The 20,455-nt window shown below is 28.1% G+C and carries 19 protein-coding genes and 1 other annotated feature; of the genes, 17 read left to right on the forward strand and 2 right to left on the reverse strand.

The genetic code is table 11. From position 1 onward, the window contains the following. The first annotated feature begins 41 nt into the window (after positions 1–41). The 7 genes from ACTG48_RS08310 (at position 42) to ACTG48_RS08340 (ending at position 8,510) form a co-directional block, all read left to right on the forward strand. A complete protein-coding gene (locus ACTG48_RS08310; RefSeq protein ID WP_021384325.1) occupies positions 42–869 on the forward strand; it encodes an XdhC family protein in 828 nt (275 codons plus the stop codon). Further along, positions 869–1,630, forward strand: coding sequence for a M48 family metallopeptidase (locus ACTG48_RS08315; RefSeq protein WP_479918573.1), 762 nt, complete (start codon positions 869–871; stop codon positions 1,628–1,630). Before ACTG48_RS08310 ends, ACTG48_RS08315 begins: the two co-directional genes overlap by 1 nt. Positions 1,631–1,791: 161 nt before the next feature. Then, positions 1,792–2,048: a binding site (T-box leader), on the forward strand. A gap of 110 nt (positions 2,049–2,158) precedes the next feature. Next, the gene (locus ACTG48_RS08320; protein WP_021384344.1) at positions 2,159–2,398 is read left to right on the forward strand and encodes an ACT domain-containing protein; all 240 of its coding nucleotides are present in this window, start codon (positions 2,159–2,161) and stop codon (positions 2,396–2,398) included. 232 nt (positions 2,399–2,630) lie between these two features. Continuing rightward, positions 2,631–3,677: a ketol-acid reductoisomerase gene (gene ilvC / locus ACTG48_RS08325; RefSeq protein WP_265113935.1), complete on the forward strand. Its 1,047-nt coding sequence runs from the start codon at positions 2,631–2,633 to the stop codon at positions 3,675–3,677. A 50-nt stretch (positions 3,678–3,727) separates the two neighbouring features. After that, positions 3,728–5,416 carry a biosynthetic-type acetolactate synthase large subunit gene (gene ilvB, locus ACTG48_RS08330; RefSeq protein WP_479918574.1) on the forward strand — a complete coding sequence of 563 codons (1,689 nt, stop codon included), beginning with the start codon at positions 3,728–3,730 and terminating at the stop codon, positions 5,414–5,416. A gap of 203 nt (positions 5,417–5,619) precedes the next feature. Further along, complete coding sequence (locus ACTG48_RS08335) at positions 5,620–6,297, forward strand: manganese catalase family protein (RefSeq protein ID WP_021384353.1); 678 nt, start codon at positions 5,620–5,622, stop codon at positions 6,295–6,297. Between the two features lie 176 nt (positions 6,298–6,473). Further along, positions 6,474–8,510 (forward strand): thioredoxin domain-containing protein, encoded by a 2,037-nt coding sequence (locus ACTG48_RS08340; protein ID WP_479918575.1) that lies wholly within the window; start codon positions 6,474–6,476, stop codon positions 8,508–8,510. Positions 8,511–8,664: 154 nt separating this feature from the next. Here the strand turns inward: ACTG48_RS08340 and ACTG48_RS08345 are convergent, their stop codons facing one another. Continuing rightward, a complete protein-coding gene (locus tag ACTG48_RS08345; RefSeq protein WP_479918576.1) occupies positions 8,665–9,195 on the reverse strand; it encodes a MarR family winged helix-turn-helix transcriptional regulator in 531 nt (176 codons plus the stop codon). Between the two features lie 304 nt (positions 9,196–9,499). On the opposite strand from ACTG48_RS08345, the gene ACTG48_RS08350 reads away from it, so the two are divergent. From ACTG48_RS08350 to ACTG48_RS08360, 3 genes are all read left to right on the forward strand, one after another. Beyond that, positions 9,500–10,435, forward strand: a complete 936-nt coding sequence (locus ACTG48_RS08350; RefSeq protein WP_479918577.1) for an alpha/beta hydrolase — start codon at positions 9,500–9,502, stop codon at positions 10,433–10,435. 294 nt (positions 10,436–10,729) lie between these two features. Beyond that, the gene (locus tag ACTG48_RS08355; RefSeq protein WP_479918578.1) at positions 10,730–11,941 is read left to right on the forward strand and encodes a helix-turn-helix domain-containing protein; all 1,212 of its coding nucleotides are present in this window, start codon (positions 10,730–10,732) and stop codon (positions 11,939–11,941) included. Between the two features lie 246 nt (positions 11,942–12,187). Further along, positions 12,188–12,316, forward strand: coding sequence for a hypothetical protein (locus ACTG48_RS08360; protein ID WP_479918579.1), 129 nt, complete (start codon positions 12,188–12,190; stop codon positions 12,314–12,316). Positions 12,317–12,518: 202 nt separating this feature from the next. On the opposite strand, the gene ACTG48_RS08365 is transcribed toward ACTG48_RS08360, so the two are convergent. Next, complete coding sequence (locus ACTG48_RS08365) at positions 12,519–13,040, reverse strand: GNAT family N-acetyltransferase (RefSeq protein WP_479918580.1); 522 nt, start codon at positions 13,038–13,040, stop codon at positions 12,519–12,521. A 361-nt stretch (positions 13,041–13,401) separates the two neighbouring features. On the opposite strand from ACTG48_RS08365, the gene ACTG48_RS08370 reads away from it, so the two are divergent. The 7 genes from ACTG48_RS08370 to lsrF all read left to right on the forward strand — a co-directional run bounded on the left by ACTG48_RS08370 (position 13,402) and on the right by lsrF (position 20,431). Further along, positions 13,402–14,199 (forward strand): 3D domain-containing protein, encoded by a 798-nt coding sequence (locus ACTG48_RS08370; protein ID WP_021384368.1) that lies wholly within the window; start codon positions 13,402–13,404, stop codon positions 14,197–14,199. A 109-nt stretch (positions 14,200–14,308) separates the two neighbouring features. Next, entirely contained in the window at positions 14,309–14,899 is a 591-nt protein-coding gene (locus tag ACTG48_RS08375; RefSeq protein WP_479918581.1) for an SGNH/GDSL hydrolase family protein, read from the forward strand. A 62-nt stretch (positions 14,900–14,961) separates the two neighbouring features. Further along, positions 14,962–16,659, forward strand: a complete 1,698-nt coding sequence (locus tag ACTG48_RS08380; RefSeq protein ID WP_479918582.1) for a phospho-sugar mutase — start codon at positions 14,962–14,964, stop codon at positions 16,657–16,659. 217 nt (positions 16,660–16,876) lie between these two features. Next, positions 16,877–17,716, forward strand: coding sequence for a YihY/virulence factor BrkB family protein (locus ACTG48_RS08385; protein ID WP_021384329.1), 840 nt, complete (start codon positions 16,877–16,879; stop codon positions 17,714–17,716). Between the two features lie 129 nt (positions 17,717–17,845). Continuing rightward, positions 17,846–18,466, forward strand: a complete 621-nt coding sequence (gene dhaL / locus ACTG48_RS08390; protein ID WP_479918583.1) for a dihydroxyacetone kinase subunit DhaL — start codon at positions 17,846–17,848, stop codon at positions 18,464–18,466. Between the two features lie 55 nt (positions 18,467–18,521). Further along, positions 18,522–19,523 (forward strand): dihydroxyacetone kinase subunit DhaK, encoded by a 1,002-nt coding sequence (locus ACTG48_RS08395; RefSeq protein WP_021384343.1) that lies wholly within the window; start codon positions 18,522–18,524, stop codon positions 19,521–19,523. A gap of 23 nt (positions 19,524–19,546) precedes the next feature. Next, positions 19,547–20,431 (forward strand): 3-hydroxy-5-phosphonooxypentane-2,4-dione thiolase, encoded by an 885-nt coding sequence (gene lsrF, locus ACTG48_RS08400; protein ID WP_479918584.1) that lies wholly within the window; start codon positions 19,547–19,549, stop codon positions 20,429–20,431. The last annotated feature ends 24 nt before the right edge of the window (positions 20,432–20,455 follow it).

A 20,455-nucleotide genomic window follows, 5' to 3' on the forward strand; every position in this document is an offset into this window, starting at 1 on the left:
ATATATAGAAGATTTTTAGATAGACTGGTAAGGAGAATTATATGAATATATACGAACAAGCTATACAATTAATAGAGAATAAGGAGGATTTTGCATTTGCTACTATAACTTCTCACTCAGGTTCAACACCACGTGAAACTGGGGCCATGATGATTGTAAAAAATGATGGTAAAATATTTGGTTCAGTAGGTGGAGGCAGTGTAGAAGCGACATGTATAAATCATGCAATCAATGTCATAAAAACTAGAGAATCAATGTTGTATAAATTTACTTTAAATAAATCTGATGTAGCAAAACTTGGAATGATATGTGGTGGCAATGGAGAGATACAAATAGATTTTATTGACAGTGAATTAGAGAGTAATATAGAAAGATTTAATAGAAGTTTAAAAGAGAATACAAGTAAAGCATATATATTTGGGGCAGGTCATATCTCAAGAGATGTGGCTGTAATATTATCCCTTTTAGAATTTAGAACAGTAGTAATAGATGATAGAGAAGAATTTGCCAACTCTGAAAGATTTCCAGATTCAGAAGTAGTAGTTTTAGATTCTTTCGAAAATATACCAGATTTTTCAATTGATGAAAATAGTTATATAATTATTTTAACAAGAGGCCACTTATATGATTCAAGTGCTTTAGAATGGGCTCTTAAAAGAAATTCTGGGTATATAGGCATGATTGGAAGTAGAACCAAGATTGGTTTAACATATGAAAAGCTTATGAAAAAAGGTTTTAAAAAGGAAGAATTGGAAAAAGTTCATGCACCAATAGGTATAAAATTGGATGCTCAGACACCAGCTGAAATAGCTGTATGTATAGCTGCTGAGCTTATAAATTGTAGAGCAAATAAGGAAAAAAGAAGCTGATGAATACAGTAACAGAAGAAGCTGACATTTTAAATGTAACTTTTAGAGGGAATGAAATAAAGGTGTTTTTACTGTATAAAAATAGAAAAAATATCTCTATAAAAATAGACTCATTTGGTAAAATAATTGTAACAAGTCCTCCAAGCATATCTAAAAAAATAATAAGAGACATAATAATTGAAAAAGGGGACTGGATACTTAAAAAATCTGAAAAATATAAAGGCAGAGAAGAGTCATACCAACAAAGAATGTTTATAGCTGGTGAAAAATTTCTTTATCTAGGTAAAGAGTATTCTTTAGTTATAGAAGAAACATTGGAGAATTCTGTCAAAAAAAGTAACTATAAAATAAATATTGATGAATCTCAAATAATTATTCATACCAATGATACTAGTAAAGACTTTATAAAAACGTCTTTAAAGCATTGGTATAAAACAGAAAGTCAAAGAATAGTTTTAGAGAGAATAGATTTTCTTAAGTCAAATTGTGAAATAATAAAGCGATTGATTCCAGCAAGTGTCAAGATAAAAGAGCAAAAAAAGAGATGGGGCAGTTGCACATCTCAAAAAAATATTTATATAAATTCAAAAATATCTATGGCCAGAGTAGATGTAATTGATTATATAATAATACATGAGTTTAGCCATTTAATACATATGAATCATTCTAAAAAATTTTATGATTTGGTAAAATCTATTATGCCAGATTATAAAGAAAAAGAAAATTGGCTAAAAATAAATGGATATAAAATAATAATATGAAAACGGTTGTTTCAAAACTTATATTTAGAATATAGAAAACATATTATTGTGAAAAAAATAAATAATCTGAAAATTTTAAAAAAAGTCGTTGACATTATAAAAGATAGAGAATATAATCTATATTAACAACAAAACAGATGGAAAATATAAAATTAAAAAAATTAAAAGCGATGACAGAGACAATGATACTAATGGTGTTATCCACAGAGAACCAATGTTGCTGAGAATTGGTGTTAACAGTAGTATAATGATCACTCTGGAGCTTTTGTACTGAATATTTTTAGTAAGTACAAACGTCTGCCAACGTTACATGGCTAAGGTTAAGGTAATCAATTACCCGACCTGAAAAAAGAGGGGTAGATGTATTTTTATATCTACAAATAAGGTGGTACCGCGGAATATAACTTTCGTCCTTATAAGTAATATTTATATTGCTTATAAAGATGAAAGTTTTTTTATTTTAAGTGATATAAAAAGTTCAATCCATATAAAATTAATAAAAAATAATAAAAATAAGGAGGAATTTTTATGGAAAATACTGTATATGCTAAATTAAACCAAGGGATAGATTCTTTTTTAAGAGTGGCTATGACTCTTAGAAGGAGAGAAGTTGATATACAATCAATAAGTATGACTGTAGATAATATGAATAACTCAGGCATAAAACTAATAGTAAATGAAGAAAAAACATCTTTAGATTGTGTTTTAAATCATATGAAGAAGTTACATGATATAAGAGAAATAACTGTCGAGAAAGTAAGACATTAATTAAATGTATTTTATAAAAATAAAAACTAAAGATAAACGTATTTATGTTAAAGTAAAAAACTAAAGATAAATATTAAAGAGAAAAATCTTAGAATAAAAATACAAACATCATTGAATTTATGAATTTACTATAATTGATAAAGACTGAAAATTCTAAAAAATGATTTTGAAATCATGAGAATTAAGAAATGGAATCTGTTAAGTAGCCTAAAATCAATGATAATGAGTATAAATTTCTAATAAAAATAAATATCATAAAAATGAGAGAAAGTATTGGGAGGAAATAAAAATGGCAAAGATGTATTATGAAAATGATGTGAATTTAGAGGTTTTAAAAAATAAAAAGGTTGCAGTTTTAGGTTATGGGAGTCAAGGGCATGCACATGCACAGAATCTTAGAGATAATGGTGTAGATGTAGTGGTAGGACTTTATGATGGAAGTAAATCAGCACAAAAAGCAAAAGAAGATGGTTTTGAAGTTAAGAGTGTAGCAGAAGCAACAAGAGAAAGTGATTTGACAATGTTATTAATGCCTGATGAGAAACAAAAGAAAGTTTATGAAGAAAGTGTAAAGGATAACTTAAAAGAAGGTCAAACATTGGCTTTTGCACATGGATTCAATATACATTATAACCAAGTACAACCACCAGAATTTGTTGATGTTGTAATGGTAGCTCCTAAAGGACCTGGTCACCTAGTTAGAAATGTATTTACAAAGGGAAGTGGAGTTCCTGCACTATTTGCAGTATATCAAGACTACACTAAAAAAGCTACAGAGACAGTTTTAGCATATGCAAAAGGAATAGGAGCAACAAGAGCAGGAGTTTTAGAAACTACTTTTAAAGAAGAAACAGAAACAGATTTATTTGGAGAGCAATCAGTACTTTGTGGTGGAATAAGTGAACTTATAAAATTAGGATATAAAACACTTGTAGATGCAGGGTATCAAAAAGAAGTGGCATATTTTGAATGTCTACATGAAATGAAACTAATAGTTGACCTTATATATGAAGGTGGATTTGAAAGAATGAGATATAGTATAAGTGATACAGCAGAATATGGAGACTATGTATCTGGTAAAAGGGTAATAACTGATGCAGCAAAACAAGGTATGCAAGAAGTTTTAGAAGATATACAAAATGGAAAATTTGCGAAAGCATGGATTAAAGAAAATGAAGAAGGACGTGAAAACTTCCTTAAAACTAGAGAAGCAGAATATGCTACAGAAATAGCGGAGGTTGGAAGAAATCTAAGAAGTATGATGTCATTCTTAAAATAAATATATTAAATGGATTAGTTTGAGGGAAAGAGTGGTGCATGGTAGTGCGTATGAACGGGGCAAAAGTAATTTTAGAATGCTTAAAGAAAGAGGGAGTCGACACAGTATTTGGATATCCTGGTGGAGCAGTAATACCTCTTTATGATGCTCTATATGATTATCAAGATGATTTCAAGCATATAAGGACATCTCATGAACAAGGTTTAGTTCATGCAGCAGATGGTTATGCAAGAAGTACTAATACAGTGGGGGTCTGTTTTACAACATCTGGTCCAGGGGCAACAAATGCTATAACTGGAATAGCAACAGCCTTTATGGATTCTTCTCCTATGGTTGTAATTTCAGGGCAAGTTCCAACAAGTTTATTGGGAAAAGATTCTTTTCAAGAAATTGATATAACTGGAGCAACTTTATCCATGACAAAGCACAATTATTTAGTTAGAAGTACTAAAGAATTGATTTCTACAATAAAAGAAGCTTTTAAGGTTGCAAATTCAGGAAGAAAGGGACCTGTACTTGTAGATGTACCAAAGGATTTATTTTTGGCAGAAATGGATTTTAGTGATGAGGATTATGATTTATGTCAAATAGATGATTATATGGATTATAAGAATGATTTTGATTTAGAGGATGAAATAAATGCTAAACTTTTAAACGATGCAATAGATATAATAAAAGAATCTAAAAGACCTATAATATATGCTGGTGGAGGTGTTAAGTCATCGGATAGTGAAGAGATTCTTGAAAAATTTGCATCCAAAATAGATACACCTGTATTAAATACACTCATGGGTCTTGGTAATATAGATAGAAAAAAAGAGCTATCTCTTGGCATGGTTGGAATGCATGGGAGTAGAGAAAGCAATCTAGCTCTTTCTAACTCAGATTTGGTTATAGCTATAGGTGCAAGATTTAGTGATAGAGTAATAAGTAAAAGTTCTGAATTTGCTAAAAATGCAAAGGTAATACACATAGATATAGACCCATCTGAAATAAGTAAAAATATAAAATCAAATGTATCTTTAGTTGGAGATGTGAAATTGGTTCTTAGTCTATTATTAGAAAAGGTGGATAGTAAGAACAATAGCCATTGGAAAGAAGAGATAAAGACTTTTAGAAAGAGTGAGGGTGTACAAAAAGGAGAATTTCATCCACAAAACATACTTAGAAAAATAAATGAGAAGTATGAGAAACTAGAGAACCCTACTGTAGTGGTAACTGATGTTGGTCAGCATCAAATGTGGGCTGCGAAATACTGGGATTTTAAAGGTAATAAAAGCTTTATAACATCAGCGGGACTAGGGACTATGGGCTTTGGTTTGGGTGCAGCTATTGGAACTAAAGTTGGTAATGCAGATAAAAATGTAGTTTTAGTTACTGGTGATGGAAGTTTTAGAATGAATTGTAATGAATTAGCTACAGTTGCAAACTATAATGTACCTATACTTATTTTATTGCTTAATAATAGGACATTAGGAATGGTAAGACAATGGCAGAAATTGTTTTCTAATCAAAGATACTCTCAAACTGACATCAATGAAAATGTAGATTATGTTAAACTTGTAAATGCCTATAATATTGATGGATATAAGGTATCTGATATGGAAGGATTAGAAAAAGCTTTAGCTGTAATGGATTTTGATAAACCTGTGTTTTTGCAATGTGATATAGACAAGGATTATGATGTTTATCCTATTGTAGCTCCTAATGATGCTTTAGAAAATTTAATATGTAATTAAGACCTATGCTGAATATTGATAAAGTTTTTTATTGAAACTTTATGGATATTCAGTTTTTTATTTAAGTATAGATTTTTTTATCTTTGTAAATAAATTACTAAATGTATAATTAAGTATTTATTAAATATTAATTATAGAACTTAGAATAATATTGTAACTTAAGTAAATAATAATTTTAAATAATAATTTACGGAGGTATTCATATGTTTAAACACGATAAAGCGTTATTAAAAGAAGTAAAAGTAGAAAGACCAAATCCTCAATATGCTGTTTTAATGCAAGAACAATTAGGAGGAGGAAATGGAGAATTGAAGGCAGCAATGCAATATTTAGCTCAAAGTTTTAGAATAAAAGACCCTCAAATAAAAGATTTATTTCTTGATATAGCAGCAGAAGAGCTTAGTCATATGGAAATGGTTGCTCAAACTATAAATTTATTGAATGGTCATGATGTTGATTATAATGCAGTTGATACAGGTGAAATAGAAACTCATGTATTAACTGGCTTATCACCAGTATTAATAAACTCATCAGGAGCTCCATGGACTGCTGATTATGTTACAGTTACAGGTGATTTAGTAGCTGACTTACTTTCAAATATAGCTTCTGAACAAAGAGCAAAGGTGGTTTATGAACACTTATATAGACAGATTGATGATAAATATGTAAAAGAAACAATAGATTTTTTACTTAACAGAGAAGAAGCACATAATGCTTTATTTAGAGATGCTTTAAATAAAGTTAAAGATACGGGTTCAAACAGAGATTTCGGAGTTACAGAAGATTCTAAGTTGTATTTTGATTTATCAACTCCAGGACCAAATCATGATACTAAGATAGATATTAATCCTCCTTCTTTTGAAAAACCTTTAAAGAAATAATTTGATATTTTTTATGTTGTTTTGTTTTAGTAAATATATAAAAAATTATTTGCCTAGAAGAATTAAGTAGATAAAGACTTAAATATATGTAGTTAAGATGGGTATACATTTATAATAAGTGTATATCTATTTTTTTATTGCAAAACATATAATAAAATAATAAATGAGGTGGTACTGTGGAAAATAATAGAAAACCTAATAATCTAATAAATGAAAAGTCTCCATATCTTTTACAACATGCATATAATCCTATAAATTGGTATAGCTGGAATGAAGAAGCCTTTAGAAAAGCAAAAGAAGAAGATAAACCAATATTTTTAAGTGTAGGGTATTCAACATGTCATTGGTGTCATGTTATGGAAAAAGAATCTTTTGAAGATGAAGAAGTTGCTGAAATAATGAATAAAAATTTTATAGCAATAAAAGTAGATAAAGAAGAAAGACCAGATATAGATAGTGTGTATATGACAGTTTGCCAAGCTATGACAGGTAGTGGTGGATGGCCAATGACAATAATAATGACACCAGATAAAAAACCTTTTTTTGCAGGAACATATTTTCCAAAATATTCAAGATATAATAGACCAGGTGTCATAGATTTATTAGAAAGTGTATCTGACAAATGGAATACAAGTAAAGATATACTTATAAAATCTGGAGATGAAATAATAGAAGCTCTTAAAGATGATTTTGGGGTAAAAAATACGGAGGGTGAGTTATCAAAAGATATGTTAAATTCATCTATTAGGATATTTAAGGCTATCTATGATGAAAAGTATGGTGGTTTTGGAAATGCACCTAAATTTCCAAGTCCTCAAAACCTTATGTTTTTGATGAAATACTATATTATAGAAAAAGATGAAGATGTATTAAAAATGGTGGAAAAAACTTTAGACGGAATGTATAGAGGAGGTTTGTTTGACCATATTGGATTTGGTTTTTCAAGATATTCAACTGATAAAAAATGGTTAGCACCTCATTTTGAGAAAATGCTATATGATAATGCCATGCTTACAATAGCGTATTTAGATGCATATAAAATAACAAAAAAAGAATTATATAAAGAAATTGCTATAAAGACTATAGATTATGTAATTAAAGAGATGCAAGATAAAGAAGGTGGTTTTTATTCAGCACAGGATGCCGATAGTGAAGGTGAAGAAGGAAAATTTTATACATTTAATCCTCTTGAAATAATTGATGTACTGGGTGAAGAAGATGGAAAGTTTTTTAATGATTATTTTGATATAACTAATGGTGGAAATTTTGAGGGTAAAAATATCCCAAATCTTATAAAAAACAAAGAATACGATAGATATAATGAAAAAATAGCTAATCTTAGCAAAAAGGTATTTGAATATAGAAAAGAAAGAACATCTTTGCATAAAGATGATAAGATACTTACTTCATGGAATGCATTAATGATAGTAGCTTTGGCAAAGGCTTATAATACTCTAAAAAATGATGTGTACTTAGAGTATTCAAATAAATGCCTTGATTTTATAAATGACAACCTTGTAAATGAGTCAGGTAGATTGTTAGCTAGATATAGAGAAGGAAGTTCTGATTATTTAGCTTATTTAGATGATTATGCTTTTTTAATATGGGCATATATAGAGCTTTATGACTCAACATTTGATATGAGATATTTAGAAAAGGCATTGAATTTAAATGAAAGTTGTATTGACCTTTTTTGGGATTATGAAAAAAGTGGATTCTATATATATGGTAAAGATAGTGAAAATTTAATAGCAAGACCAAAAGATTTGTATGATGGCGCTATTCCATCAGGAAATTCTGTTCAACTATATAATCTTATAAGACTTGCAAAAATTACTGGTGATAATAAACTTGAAGAAATATCGTATAAACAATTAAAAATATATGTAGATAATGTAAAAAATTCTCCAACTGGGCATAGTTTCTATATGCTTTCATTGATGTATGAACTTTATCCTACCAAAGAAATTATATGTATTTTAAAAGAAGACTCTGATTTGATTGAATTTAAAGAATTAATAAGTAAAAATTTTATACCAAATGCAACTTTTTTAGTGAAGAAATACAATGAAGAAAATACTAAGATAGATTTTTTAAAGGATTATAAATTAAAGAATGATAAGACTACTTATTATGTGTGTCAAAACAATAGCTGCAGCCAACCATTTAATGATTTACAAAAACTAAGTGATATGATTTTGAGAGTACAATAACTATAAGAAAAAACTCTGTATTTATACTTAATGCAGAGTTTTTTTTATAGATAACAAATATCATGTTAATCATTTTTTAGTAGTATTGAGAAATTAAAATTTTTATTTCTTAAAAATTAACTTTAAATTTATATCTTTTATAAATATTATAATATTAGTAAGTTTTGTTTATCTTATTTCTTCTTCTTGAAAACTCTTCGAGTAGTTCAGATTTGATTTTATCTAGTTCTTCGTCTTCCATAAAATTAGCATCTTCTTCAAACCCATCTTGTTCTTCACCATTAAAACGATACATTTTTTTTAGTAAATTCCACAGGGTTTCCAATTCATTTTTGGTAAATTCATGAAATACATCAGCCATAAAATTTATTCCAATTTTACTACATGTTATCATGACTTCTTTACCTAAGTCTGTAATTTTAACATTAATTGCTCTCTTATCATGAGGACTTGGAACTATTTCAACATATCCATTTTTTTCAAGATTAGCAACTAGTCTGTTTATATTTTGTTTACTTGTGCCCATTTTTCTTGCAATATTATTTAATGTTGTTTCTTCTTCTGGTAAATGGAGAATAGATAAAATAGTCATATACTGTCTTGAAGTAAGTATGCCAAAATATTTATCTCCTTCTATTTGTATTTTGTTTGTAAGGGTAAAAAGAGTCGCATATGTTTGGTTCATTAAAAAGAGCTCTTTTAATTCATTTGAATAATCCATGAAATATCTCCTTTATATTTTTAGATATTATTATGATTAAAACAGAATATCATGAATTGATTCTAATGTCAATATGGTGTCAAAGTATATCTAAGGGTCATTTTTTTACATTAATATTAAGCAATTAGATTATTATATAGTTTTATATAATAATTTGTATTAGCAATTAATAAATCTTAGATTTCTCTAGAAAGATTTTGACTTGAAAATATTTGTAATATAATATATAAGTTAATACATTGAATAAAATCAATCTGGAGGGATAATTATGAAGTGTACAAACTTTACTTTCAAAGGAGAGGAAGATTTAGATATATATACATATAAATGGGAAGATGAAAATATAAAAAATCCAAAAGCAGTTGTGCAAATTTCACATGGAATGGCTGAAACTGCACAAAGATATGAGCCTTTTGCTAAGGAACTTACTAAAAATGGATATATAGTATACATTAACGACCATAGAGGTCATGGAAAGACTGCAAAGACAATAGAAAATGTTGGGCATTTAGCTGAAAAAGAAGGATTTAGATGTCTCGTAGAAGATATGCACACTTTAACAAATATTATAAAAAAAGAAAATGAGAATTTACCAATTTATCTATTTGGACATAGCATGGGTTCATTTGCAAGTCAAAGATATATAATGGATTACAGTGATAATTTGTCTGGGCTTATACTATGCGGTTCAAATGGAAAACAAGGGATTATCTTAAATTTTGCTCATATGATAATCAATCATGAGATTAAAAAACATGGGAGAAGTTCTAGGAGTAATAAAATAAATGATTTGATATTTGGTGGAGAAATTATAAAAAGAAATAAAAACACTAAATTTGATTGGTTAAGTAGAGATAGAGAACAAGTTAAGAAATATATAAATGACCCATTTTGTGGAGTAGTGTGTAGTTGTGGTTTTTTTTATGATTTGGTTCAAGGATTAAAAGAAATTGAGAATAAAGAAAACTTAAAGAAGATACCTCTTGATATACCTATTTACATAATCTCTGGTGATAAAGACCCCATTGGAAAAAATGGAAAGGGTGTATTAAGGTTGAGGGATAGGTATATAAAATTAGGACTAAAAGATGTCTCGTGTAAACTTTATAAAGATGGAAGACATGAATTATTGAATGAGATAAATAAGGAAGAAGTCTTTGAAGATATAATTTTTTGGTTGAATAATAAAATAGAAATATTATAGTAAAGAAATATATAATGAAATATTAACTTTAAATTTGTTTTTATAAATATAATAAGTTATAGTAAATAGATAATCTAAGTATTTAAAAAGACTATTTAATGTGAACCTATTAATTAAGTTACACTTAAGTCAACCTAATTAATAGGTTTTCTATTTTAAGTTATTAAAAGAAAGTTTTATGTTAAAATATAACCAATGGTTAAATTATGAACACTTTGTTAACTTTGCCTCGATTTACTAATAAATATTTTTTATATATACTTAAATTACAACAGATATACTAGGGAGGTATATATGCAAATTAAAATAGGTAAAGTCATACAAACTCTTAGAAAAGAAAGAAATCTGACTCAAGAACAATTGGCAAAGTTTATAGGGGTGTCAACACCAGCAGTATCCAAATGGGAGAGTGGAAATTCTTATCCAGATATAGAATTATTACCATTATTAGCAGATTTTTTTAACGTATCTATTGATAAGCTTATGAATTATAAGATTGATTTAAGTGAAGAAGAAGTAATGAAGATTTATCAAGAATTAGAAGCAATTTTTGCTGGGATTGAAATTGATTTATCAACAGAAGAACCAAAAGAAGAATGTAAAGAAGACTTAGAATCTGTGAAAAAACTTTCTAATATGTACATAGAGAAATATCCTAAAAGCTATTTATTAAAGTTAAAGATATGTTCACTGTACCAGATGTATTCATATAAATTTGGTAAGAATGAGTTGAACAACAAGGTAAAAGAAACAACAAATATTCTTGAAGATATAGTAAGAAATACAGATGAGATTCAAATAAAAGAAACAGCACTCATTATTTTATCAAATGCATACTATATGTTAGAAGATTATGAAAAAGCAGAGTTATACTTAAATATGATACATAAACCAATAGGAGATACAAGTGTCAATTTAGCTATGATATATTTAAATCAAAATAGGCTAGAAGAAGCAGAAATATTGCTTCAAAATAAATTGTTCACTAATGTATTCAATGTAAGTATGGATTGTAAAGGAATAATCAATGTATATAAATACCAATATAAGGAATTAAAGAAAAAATTGGAGGATAGAGATTCCAATAAAAAAGCAACAGAAAAAGAAATGAAATATATAAAAAATAAGTTGCTAGGGTATGCAAACTTCTCTTTGGAAATGAAAAAAATGCTTAATGAAGATAAAGGTGCATTTTTTAGTATATATATGGATTATATGGAATTATCTTTAACTTTTTTATTTTTTAATATGAAAGAAGAAGCAAAAAAAGCTTTATATAATCTAAAAGAGATATTAGAAAAATATCCTATACATGAAAGTTTGGATGTAAGTCAGATGAGTTTTTTTGATAAAGTAAAATCTAAAAATTCATATACTTTTAATATATATACGAATTTGTTAATAGTATTTAGTGATGATAGCTATAATGAACTTAGAGAAGAGCCAATTTTTAAGTCTATAATTGAAAAAATTTTGGAATTAGAGAAATCGTTAAAAAATAAATAAAAATTCAATATAATACTTAAAGATTACTTAAATTAAAAGGAGATGTTTCAAAATAAAATTTGAAATCATCTCCTTCATTATGAGAAAATAGAAAAAGATTTCATAAGATATCCTAATTTATGGAATAATTTTTTTTCAAAGAGAAAGAATCTTTTATTTTTGTAGCATTAATTAATACTATTAATTTTCTTTCTGTCACAGTAGATACATTGTTATGTGATAATGTATTGGCTTCTAAAATTTTATTTGAGGGAGATTGAAGAAATTTTCAATGATTGTGATGATTATGAAGTGAGAATACTTGTTGATATCTTAAAATATACTAAAAAAGCAATACGTAAAGATAGAAAAGTAAGAAATCAATTTAGTATATAGAATTAAGTTATTTACATAAAAATTATTTATTTATTTATGCCACTTAAAGTAGCTATTTTTCTGTTTGTTCTATTTGATATAGGTTCCTATATCAAATAGATAGAGTAGTAGCTTTAAGTATAAAAAGCAACTAACCACAATGAATTAACTGCTTTATATAAGTGTTAGAAATTTTATGTAGTTCAATAAATGAGAATAGTATCTAGAAATTCATTACATGATTTCTTAAGTATTGATTAAACTTATTATATTCCATTTTAGATAGAATTTCTGGATAAGACATTACAACTAGATGATGACCACTAAATTTATCTTGGTATGGTGGATGAATATGTTCATAATCATTTGTCTTATATTTTACTCTTTCATAGAACGTCTTTCGCTGGATTGAAACTTCATCAATAGGAGGGTCAATTTCTAAAATAACAGTTTTCCCTCTCTTGTTTAGAAGTTCCAATGCTCTTTGTCCATACCTATTATTACGCATTTCTGGAAAAATACAGAAATGTTCTACATAAATAAAGTTTTTTGTTTCCCAGCACAACATTATACCAACAAACTGTTCTTTATCGTAAATTAAATTGAATTGATATTCTTCATTTTCCATAATTTCTGCCTGTAAAGAAGATTTTCTTTGTTCATGAAATGGGAAACTAATTTTATATAATTCCATAGCCTTATGATATAATCTATCTTCACTAGTTTTTAAACGTTCAAATTTCATTTTGTTCCTCCTAACCATAAAAACTACTAATTTGTGTATGAGTTCATTTTATCACAGTCAATATGGGCATACAATGTGTTTTCATTTGTGCATCATTTCTAAGTTTTGTTTCCTCTGTGTACATTTCTTATAGGATGAAATATAACTGTTTGCATGTGATTTCAAATTATTATATTAAGCCATGATGGCTTAAAAACAGTATATGTTATCGCTTTTATATTATGTAAAAATGACTTTAATGATTTTAGAAGTTACAAAAAAGTTACATAAATTTGGAAAGCTGTAATATACATATATAATATAAGATTAAAGCTGTAATGAATAATACTAATTTGAAGTTTGAATATGGAGGGAGATTATTATGGAGAAAAAAGAAAAGAGGATAATAATATCATCTTTATTAAGTGTATCAATTTTAATGGGTTTGGTAAGTATCTATTCTATATTAAATAAAGAAGATATACGTTTAACAGTTAAAGGTCAAGAGCAAAAAGTCTCTTCATTTAAAAAAACAGTTGAAGAACTCTTGGATGAACAGGGAATTAAGTATAATTCTGAAGATAAAATTAATCCAAGTTTAGATACAGAATTAAAAGATGATATGAAAATAAAAGTTGTCAAAGTAACTAACAATCAAAAAGAAGAAATTGAAAAGATTCCATTTGACACAAAACATGTAAATGATAGTAATTTGTTAAAAGGAAAATCTAAGGTCTATCAAGAAGGAAAAGAAGGAGAAAAAAAACTAGTCTATAAATTAACTTACCATGATGGAAAGTTAGTCAAAAAAGTCCTATCAAAGGAATTAATATCAAAGGAGCCAACTACGAAAATTATAAAATATGGAACTAAAGAAAAAGTATTAATTGCATCAAGAGGAGCGAATATAAGAGGTGGAAAGCATATGAAAGTGGTTGCTACTGCATATTCAGGAGATACAATAACATCAACTGGAACAACTCCAAGATGGGGTGTTATTGCAGTCGACCCGAGTATAATACCATATGGAACAAAAGTATATATACCTAAGTTGGGTATGACTTTTGTGGCAGAAGATTGTGGAGGTGCAATTAAAGGCAATAGAATAGATATTTTTATGAATAGTGAAGGAAGTGCGTCAAATTGGGGAAGAAAGAGTATAGATATATATCTACATTAAATTAGTGAATAGAATAACTTTACTTGAAAGATAAAAAAGTATAAAATATGAATTAACTAAACTGTTAGATTATTCTTGAAACATAAAAACATATCTAAGGGGGGATAGGATGAAAATAGTCTGCTTAGGAGATAGTTTAACATATGGGTTTGGAGTATCACGAAGTAATTCATGGACAAACATAGTTAATAAAGAGACTCGATTAGAAATAATAAATAAGGGTATAAATGGTGATACAACAAGTGGTATGTTAGTTAGGTTTAATGAAGATGTTGTAAAAAATTCTCCCGATATAGTTTTTATAATGGGTGGTACCAATGATTTGATTGTTGGAGCAGGAAATGAAGTTATTAATTCTAATATAATGGCTATGGTGCATCAAGCATATTCAAAAAATATTATACCTATAATAGGAATACCATTAAAACCAGATATCCCAAATGTTAGAGAGGATTGGAGTTGTTTTACTGATTTTAATATAGTATCCCAAAAATTAGAGTTATATAATTATTGGGTAAAAAAGTTTAGTGTAACATTTAATACTGATTTTGTAGATTTTTATTCAAAATATAATGAAAGTATGGAACGAGAAGGATATAAAAAATTGTATTTTGATGGATTGCATCCAACTAAGGAAGGGCATAGAATAATGGCAGACATTTTTATTAATTCAGTTAATAAGTATATAGACGAGTTATAATTATATAAAAAATATTTATTTATGCAATTATAATAAATACATAAGATAGGGAGGATTTTATTATGGATTATAGGAAAACTTATGAAGAGTGGGTAAAAAGTTCATATTTTGATGAAGATACAAAACTAGAATTGGATAAGATAAAAGATAATGAAAAAGAAATAGAAGATAGATTTTATAAGGATTTGGAATTTGGGACTGCTGGTCTTAGGGGAATAATTGAAGCAGGTACAAATAGAATAAACAAATACACAGTTAGAAGAGCTACTTTTGGATTGGCTAACTATATATTAGAAAATACGACAGCTGAAGAAAAAAATAGAGGAGTAGTGATAGCTCATGACAATAGACACAAGTCTAGAGAATTCTGTATAGAGTCTGCAAATACTTTGGCAGCATGTGGTATAAAAGCATATATATTTGATAGTTTAAGAACCACTCCAGAATTATCTTTTGCAGTTAGAAATCTAAATGCAATAGCTGGTATAGTTATAACAGCCAGTCATAATCCTCCTGAATATAATGGATATAAGGTATACTGGGAAGATGGGGCACAAGTTATGCCAGATATAGCAAATGCAATAACTGAGAAAGTAAATAGTATACATGATTACAGTATAATACCAACTTTAAGTGAAGATAATAAAAATTTAGTTGTTTTATTGGATGAATCACAGGATACTGAATTTATAGAAGCAGTAAAGAATCAAATTATAAGAAAAGATTTAGTTAAAAATGTAGGTAAAACTTTTAAAATAGTTTATACACCTCTTTGTGGAACAGGTAATATACCAATAAGAAGAGCATTAAAGGAAGTTGGATTTGAAAATATAATTGTAGTTCCAGAAGAAGAAAATCCAGACCCAAATTTTGCAGGACTTGATTATCCAAATCCAGAAGAGAAAAAAGCTTTAAATAGAGGAATATTACTTGCAAAAGAAAAAGGTGCAGACCTTGTAATAGCTACTGACCCAGATTGTGATAGAGTAGGTGTAGCTGTAAAAACTACTACAGGCGAGTATGCTCTGCTTACAGGTAATCAAATTGGTGGTATGTTAACACATTATATAATAGAAGGTTTAAAAGAAAATAATAAATTAAAAGAAAATCCTACAATGATAAAAACTATAGTTACATCAGAGTTTGGAGCAGATATAGCCAAAGCAAATAATGTTGATGTGTTAAATGTTCTTACAGGTTTTAAGTTTATTGGAGAAAAAATAAAATTATTTGAACAAAATAAAGACAGAAATTATGTATTTGGATATGAAGAAAGTTATGGCTATTTAGTTGGTACTCATGCAAGAGATAAAGATGGTGTAGTTTCTTCGCTATTGATATCTGAAATGGCAGCATTTTACTATTCAAAAGGTATGAGTTTATATGAAGGTCTAATAGAGCTTTATAAGAAATATGGATTTTTTAAAGAGCAGACTATATCTTTGACTTTAAAGGGGATAGAAGGTGTAGAAAAGATAAAAGAAATAATATCTTATTTTAGAGAAAATCAAATTGATTATATAAATAACATTAAAGTAGTAGACAAAAAAGATTATAAAAAAGGTATAGATAATCTTCCTAAGTCTGATGTGTTAAAATACTTTTTGGAAGATGAATCTTGGGTAGCAATACGACCATCTGGAACAGAACCAAAACTTAAATTCTACATAGCTGTAAAAGGAGCTAGTGATGTTGAAGCAGATGAAAAACTTAGTGGTTTAAAAGAATATATAGATATTATGGTTGAAAAATTAAAATAAAACACATTTAACTATTTTATAAGATAGTTTTATGATAATACTTATTTGGCTGGAAATTATAATTTACTTTCATTGATTAGAATATGGAAATGTTAGTATAATTGTTATTTTCAGCTTTTATTTATGTTATTTTTACTTAAATAATTATATTATGGCATGAATCTGAGTATAATTAATATTGTATAATGAAATTAATTTGAGAGAAAAGGGGATATTTATGTTTGGGATAGATAAAAAATTGATTGAATATATAGTTGCAAAATCTAATTATAGTGAGTTGAGTTCGAAATCAGCAGAAGTATCTTTTTTCTTAATGCTGTCCATATTTCCTTTTTTAATATTTACTATAAGTTCTATAGCATACATACCAGTTCTTCATTTAAATAAATATATAGCTCTTTTTAGAAGTATGATGCCAGAAGGTGCCTTTGATGTATTATCTTCAATTATAGTTTCTGCGATAGATAATAGAAGTTTAAATTTTTTAGCTGTCAGTTTTGTACTTACTATGTGGACATCTTCAAGAGCAGTAAAAGCTCTTATTAAAGGGATGAATAGAGCTTATAAAGTTAAAGAAACTAGGTCTTTTTTTAAAATTTTATCTATATCATTTTTATTTACAATCATGCTTCTAGTATTGATTTTTTTATCTATGATATTTCTGGTTTATGGAGAGAAAATAGGTTATTTTATTTTTAATTTTATAGGATTAGATGAGATATTTATAAGGATATGGGATATTTTAAGATACTCTGTAGGTATATTAACAATAATAATTATATTTACAGTTCTGTATAAGTATACACCAAATAAAAAATTGACTATGAAAGAATCTGCCCCAGGTGCCATTTTTGCTACATTTGCATGGTTTTTAGTATCATTTTTATACTCTTATTATACAAATTATTATGCTAACTATGAGGTAATATATGGAAGTATAGCTGAAATAATTGTACTTATGACATGGATGTATTTTAGTAGTTGGTCTATCGTTATAGGATATGAAGTAAATTCAAGACTGTATTTTAGAAAGATAAGAAATGAAACTTTAAAGTAAAATATTAAAACCAGGAATAATGTTTAATATAACAAATGTAAATTTTGTAAAAACGTTTTCTAAAAATAATTTACATTTGTTATTACATATGATAATATTGAGTTAAGATATTGATAAGGAGATGATTCAATGTTATCAACGACTACATGGAAAAAAATGTTGATAAGTGCAGCAGAAGTATTAAAAGAAAATAAGATATATTTATGTGAACTAGATAGTATCGTTGGAGATGGAGACCATGGTGTTACTATAGATAGAATAGCAGATTGCATGAAAAAAAGAGCATTAGAAGAAAATGAAAATGATAGCATAAAATCAGTCAATGAAGATTTAAGTACTTTATGTATGAATGTAAATGGTGGTTCAGCAGGGCCTTTATGGGGGACTATATTTGAAGGAATGTCTGAAGGAATAGATTATAAAGAGGAACTTAAAATAGAAGAAATAAAAGATATGTTTAATGAAGCAAGAGAAAATTTATCTCTTATCTCTACTGCTAAAATAGGTCAAAAAACTTTGGTAGATGCATTATATCCAGCCATAGATGCTATTTATAATATACAGAGTAATGACATAATAGATATCTTTAGAGTGGGTTATGAAAAAGCAGTAGAAGGTGCTGAGAATACTAAAACTTACATAGCAAAATTTGGACGAGCAAAAAGTATAGGAGAGAGAAGTCTAGGACATATGGACCCAGGTGCTGTTTCTATATCATTAATGTTTAAAGGTTTATATAACGCATTATAAATGAGATTAACAAATTAAATAATTAATATAACAAATTTAATAGGGGGAATTTATCATGCCAATGAAAAAATTTATTAACCAGCCAGAAGATTTAACTAGAGAAGTTTTAGAAGGTTTAGAACTTGCAAATTCAGACTTACTGAGAGTTACAGATTCTAATTTAGTAATAAATAAAAAACTAGAAGAAGCAGAAAGAGTAACAATAGTCACTCTAGGCGGAGCAGGTCATGAACCAGCACTTAGTGGATTTGTTGGAGATGGAATGGTCGATATAGCTGTGGTTGGAGATGTATTTGCAGCTCCAGGGCCTAACTCTTGTTTAGAAGCTATAAAAATGGCAGACAGAGGAAAGGGTGTACTATTTGTAGTTCTCAATCACGCAGGAGATATGTTAACAGGAAACCTTGTCATGAAACAAGTTAAAAAAGAAGGGCTAAATGTTAAAAGGGTTATTACTCAAGAAGATATAGCAAATGCACCAAGAGAAAATAGTGATGATAGAAGAGGTTTAGTTGGTTGTATACCTTTATATAAAATAGCTGCAGGAGCTGCTAAAGAAGGCAAATCTTTAGATGAAGTTGCAGAAATAGCACAAAGCTTTGCTGATAATATGGCTACTATAGCTGTGGCATGTAAAGGAGCTACTCATCCATCTACAGGAATGGTTATTTCTGAGCTTGGAGAAAATGAGATGGAAATAGGAATGGGGCAACATGGAGAAGGTGGAGGTGGACGTATGGAAATGAAGTCTGCTGATGAAACTGCTGAAATAATGACACAAGCTTTGATTAAAGATTTAGACATTAAAGATGGAGAAAAAGTAATGTTAATAGTTAATGGCTCAGGAGCCACTACTTTGATGGAAATGCTAATAGTGTATAGAAAATGTCATAAAATACTACAAGAAAAAAATATAGAAGTACTTTCGAATCATGTTGGAGAGCTTTTAACTACACAAGAAACAGCTGGATTCCAACTATTTATAGCTAGAATTAATGAGGAATTGTTGAGATATTTTAACTCACCATGTAATACACCTTACTTTAAAAAAAATTAGATTGAATTAAAGGGAGATAAAAAATGGCAGATAAAGATGGAATGATACTACCAAAAGATTATGGAGTAGGTATAAAACCTCCAGAACAAAGTTTTTATTTAAAAGGAATGGACAATGTGGATTGGGGAATGAAAAATAGATTGTCAAAAATATTCAATCCTAAAACAGGAAAATCACTTATGTTAGCCTTTGACCATGGGTATATCATGGGGCCTACTCAAGGGTTAGAGAGATTAGACCTTTCAATACCTGACCTTATAGAAGATGCAGACTGTCTTATGTCTACAAGAGGTGCTTTGAGAACATGTATAAGTCCAATTCAAGATAAAGCTATAGCACTTAGATGTTCAGCAGGAAGTTCAGTACTTAGAGAAGATATGAGTAGAGAAGTTATAGGAGTTGATATAGAAGATGCTATAAGAATGAATGCATCTTGTCTAGCTATACAGACTTTTATGGGAGCTGAAGGTGAATGTAAAGCCATAGAAAATTTAGTTAAAACAATAGATATGGGAAATAGATATTCTATACCTGTTTTAGGAGTTGTTGCAGTAGGTAAAGAAATGGAAAGAACTGCAAAATACTTTCTGTTAGCTACTAGAATGTTAGCTGAATTTGGAGCAAGCATAGTAAAGAGTTATTATTGTGAGGATTTTGAGAAAATAACAGCTGCTTGTCCAGTTCCTATAGTTATAGCAGGAGGAAAAAAAGTTCCAGAAAAAGAAGCATTAGAGATGGCCTATAGAGCTATAAACGAAGGTGCAGCAGGTGTTGATATGGGAAGAAATGTATTCCAATCAGAAAGTCCAAAGGCAATGATAAAAGCAATAAAAGCTGTTGTTCATGAGAATAATACACCAGAGCAAGCATATAAGTTATTTGAAGAATTAAAGAGAGAGTATAAGTAACATATACTAAAATAAATATATAAA

The organism is Clostridioides sp. LIBA-6822 (assembly GCF_056688955.1).

Excerpts from the sequence above, each read along its gene's own strand:
- ACTG48_RS08310 (WP_021384325.1), top strand. The coding sequence starts at position 42 with ATGAATATATACGAACAAGCTATACAATTAATAGAGAATAAGGAGGAT.
- ACTG48_RS08315 (WP_479918573.1), top strand. The coding sequence starts at position 869 with ATGAATACAGTAACAGAAGAAGCTGACATTTTAAATGTAACTTTTAGA.
- ACTG48_RS08320 (WP_021384344.1), top strand. The coding sequence starts at position 2,159 with ATGGAAAATACTGTATATGCTAAATTAAACCAAGGGATAGATTCTTTT.
- ilvB (WP_479918574.1), top strand. The coding sequence starts at position 3,728 with ATGAACGGGGCAAAAGTAATTTTAGAATGCTTAAAGAAAGAGGGAGTC.
- ACTG48_RS08335 (WP_021384353.1), top strand. The coding sequence starts at position 5,620 with ATGTTTAAACACGATAAAGCGTTATTAAAAGAAGTAAAAGTAGAAAGA.
- ACTG48_RS08345 (WP_479918576.1), bottom strand. The coding sequence starts at position 9,195 with ATGAACCAAACATATGCGACTCTTTTTACCCTTACAAACAAAATACAA.
- ACTG48_RS08350 (WP_479918577.1), top strand. The coding sequence starts at position 9,500 with ATGAAGTGTACAAACTTTACTTTCAAAGGAGAGGAAGATTTAGATATA.
- ACTG48_RS08355 (WP_479918578.1), top strand. The coding sequence starts at position 10,730 with ATGCAAATTAAAATAGGTAAAGTCATACAAACTCTTAGAAAAGAAAGA.
- ACTG48_RS08365 (WP_479918580.1), bottom strand. The coding sequence starts at position 13,040 with ATGAAATTTGAACGTTTAAAAACTAGTGAAGATAGATTATATCATAAG.
- ACTG48_RS08370 (WP_021384368.1), top strand. The coding sequence starts at position 13,402 with ATGGAGAAAAAAGAAAAGAGGATAATAATATCATCTTTATTAAGTGTA.
- ACTG48_RS08375 (WP_479918581.1), top strand. The coding sequence starts at position 14,309 with ATGAAAATAGTCTGCTTAGGAGATAGTTTAACATATGGGTTTGGAGTA.
- ACTG48_RS08380 (WP_479918582.1), top strand. The coding sequence starts at position 14,962 with ATGGATTATAGGAAAACTTATGAAGAGTGGGTAAAAAGTTCATATTTT.
- ACTG48_RS08385 (WP_021384329.1), top strand. The coding sequence starts at position 16,877 with ATGTTTGGGATAGATAAAAAATTGATTGAATATATAGTTGCAAAATCT.
- dhaL (WP_479918583.1), top strand. The coding sequence starts at position 17,846 with ATGTTATCAACGACTACATGGAAAAAAATGTTGATAAGTGCAGCAGAA.
- ACTG48_RS08395 (WP_021384343.1), top strand. The coding sequence starts at position 18,522 with ATGCCAATGAAAAAATTTATTAACCAGCCAGAAGATTTAACTAGAGAA.
- lsrF (WP_479918584.1), top strand. The coding sequence starts at position 19,547 with ATGGCAGATAAAGATGGAATGATACTACCAAAAGATTATGGAGTAGGT.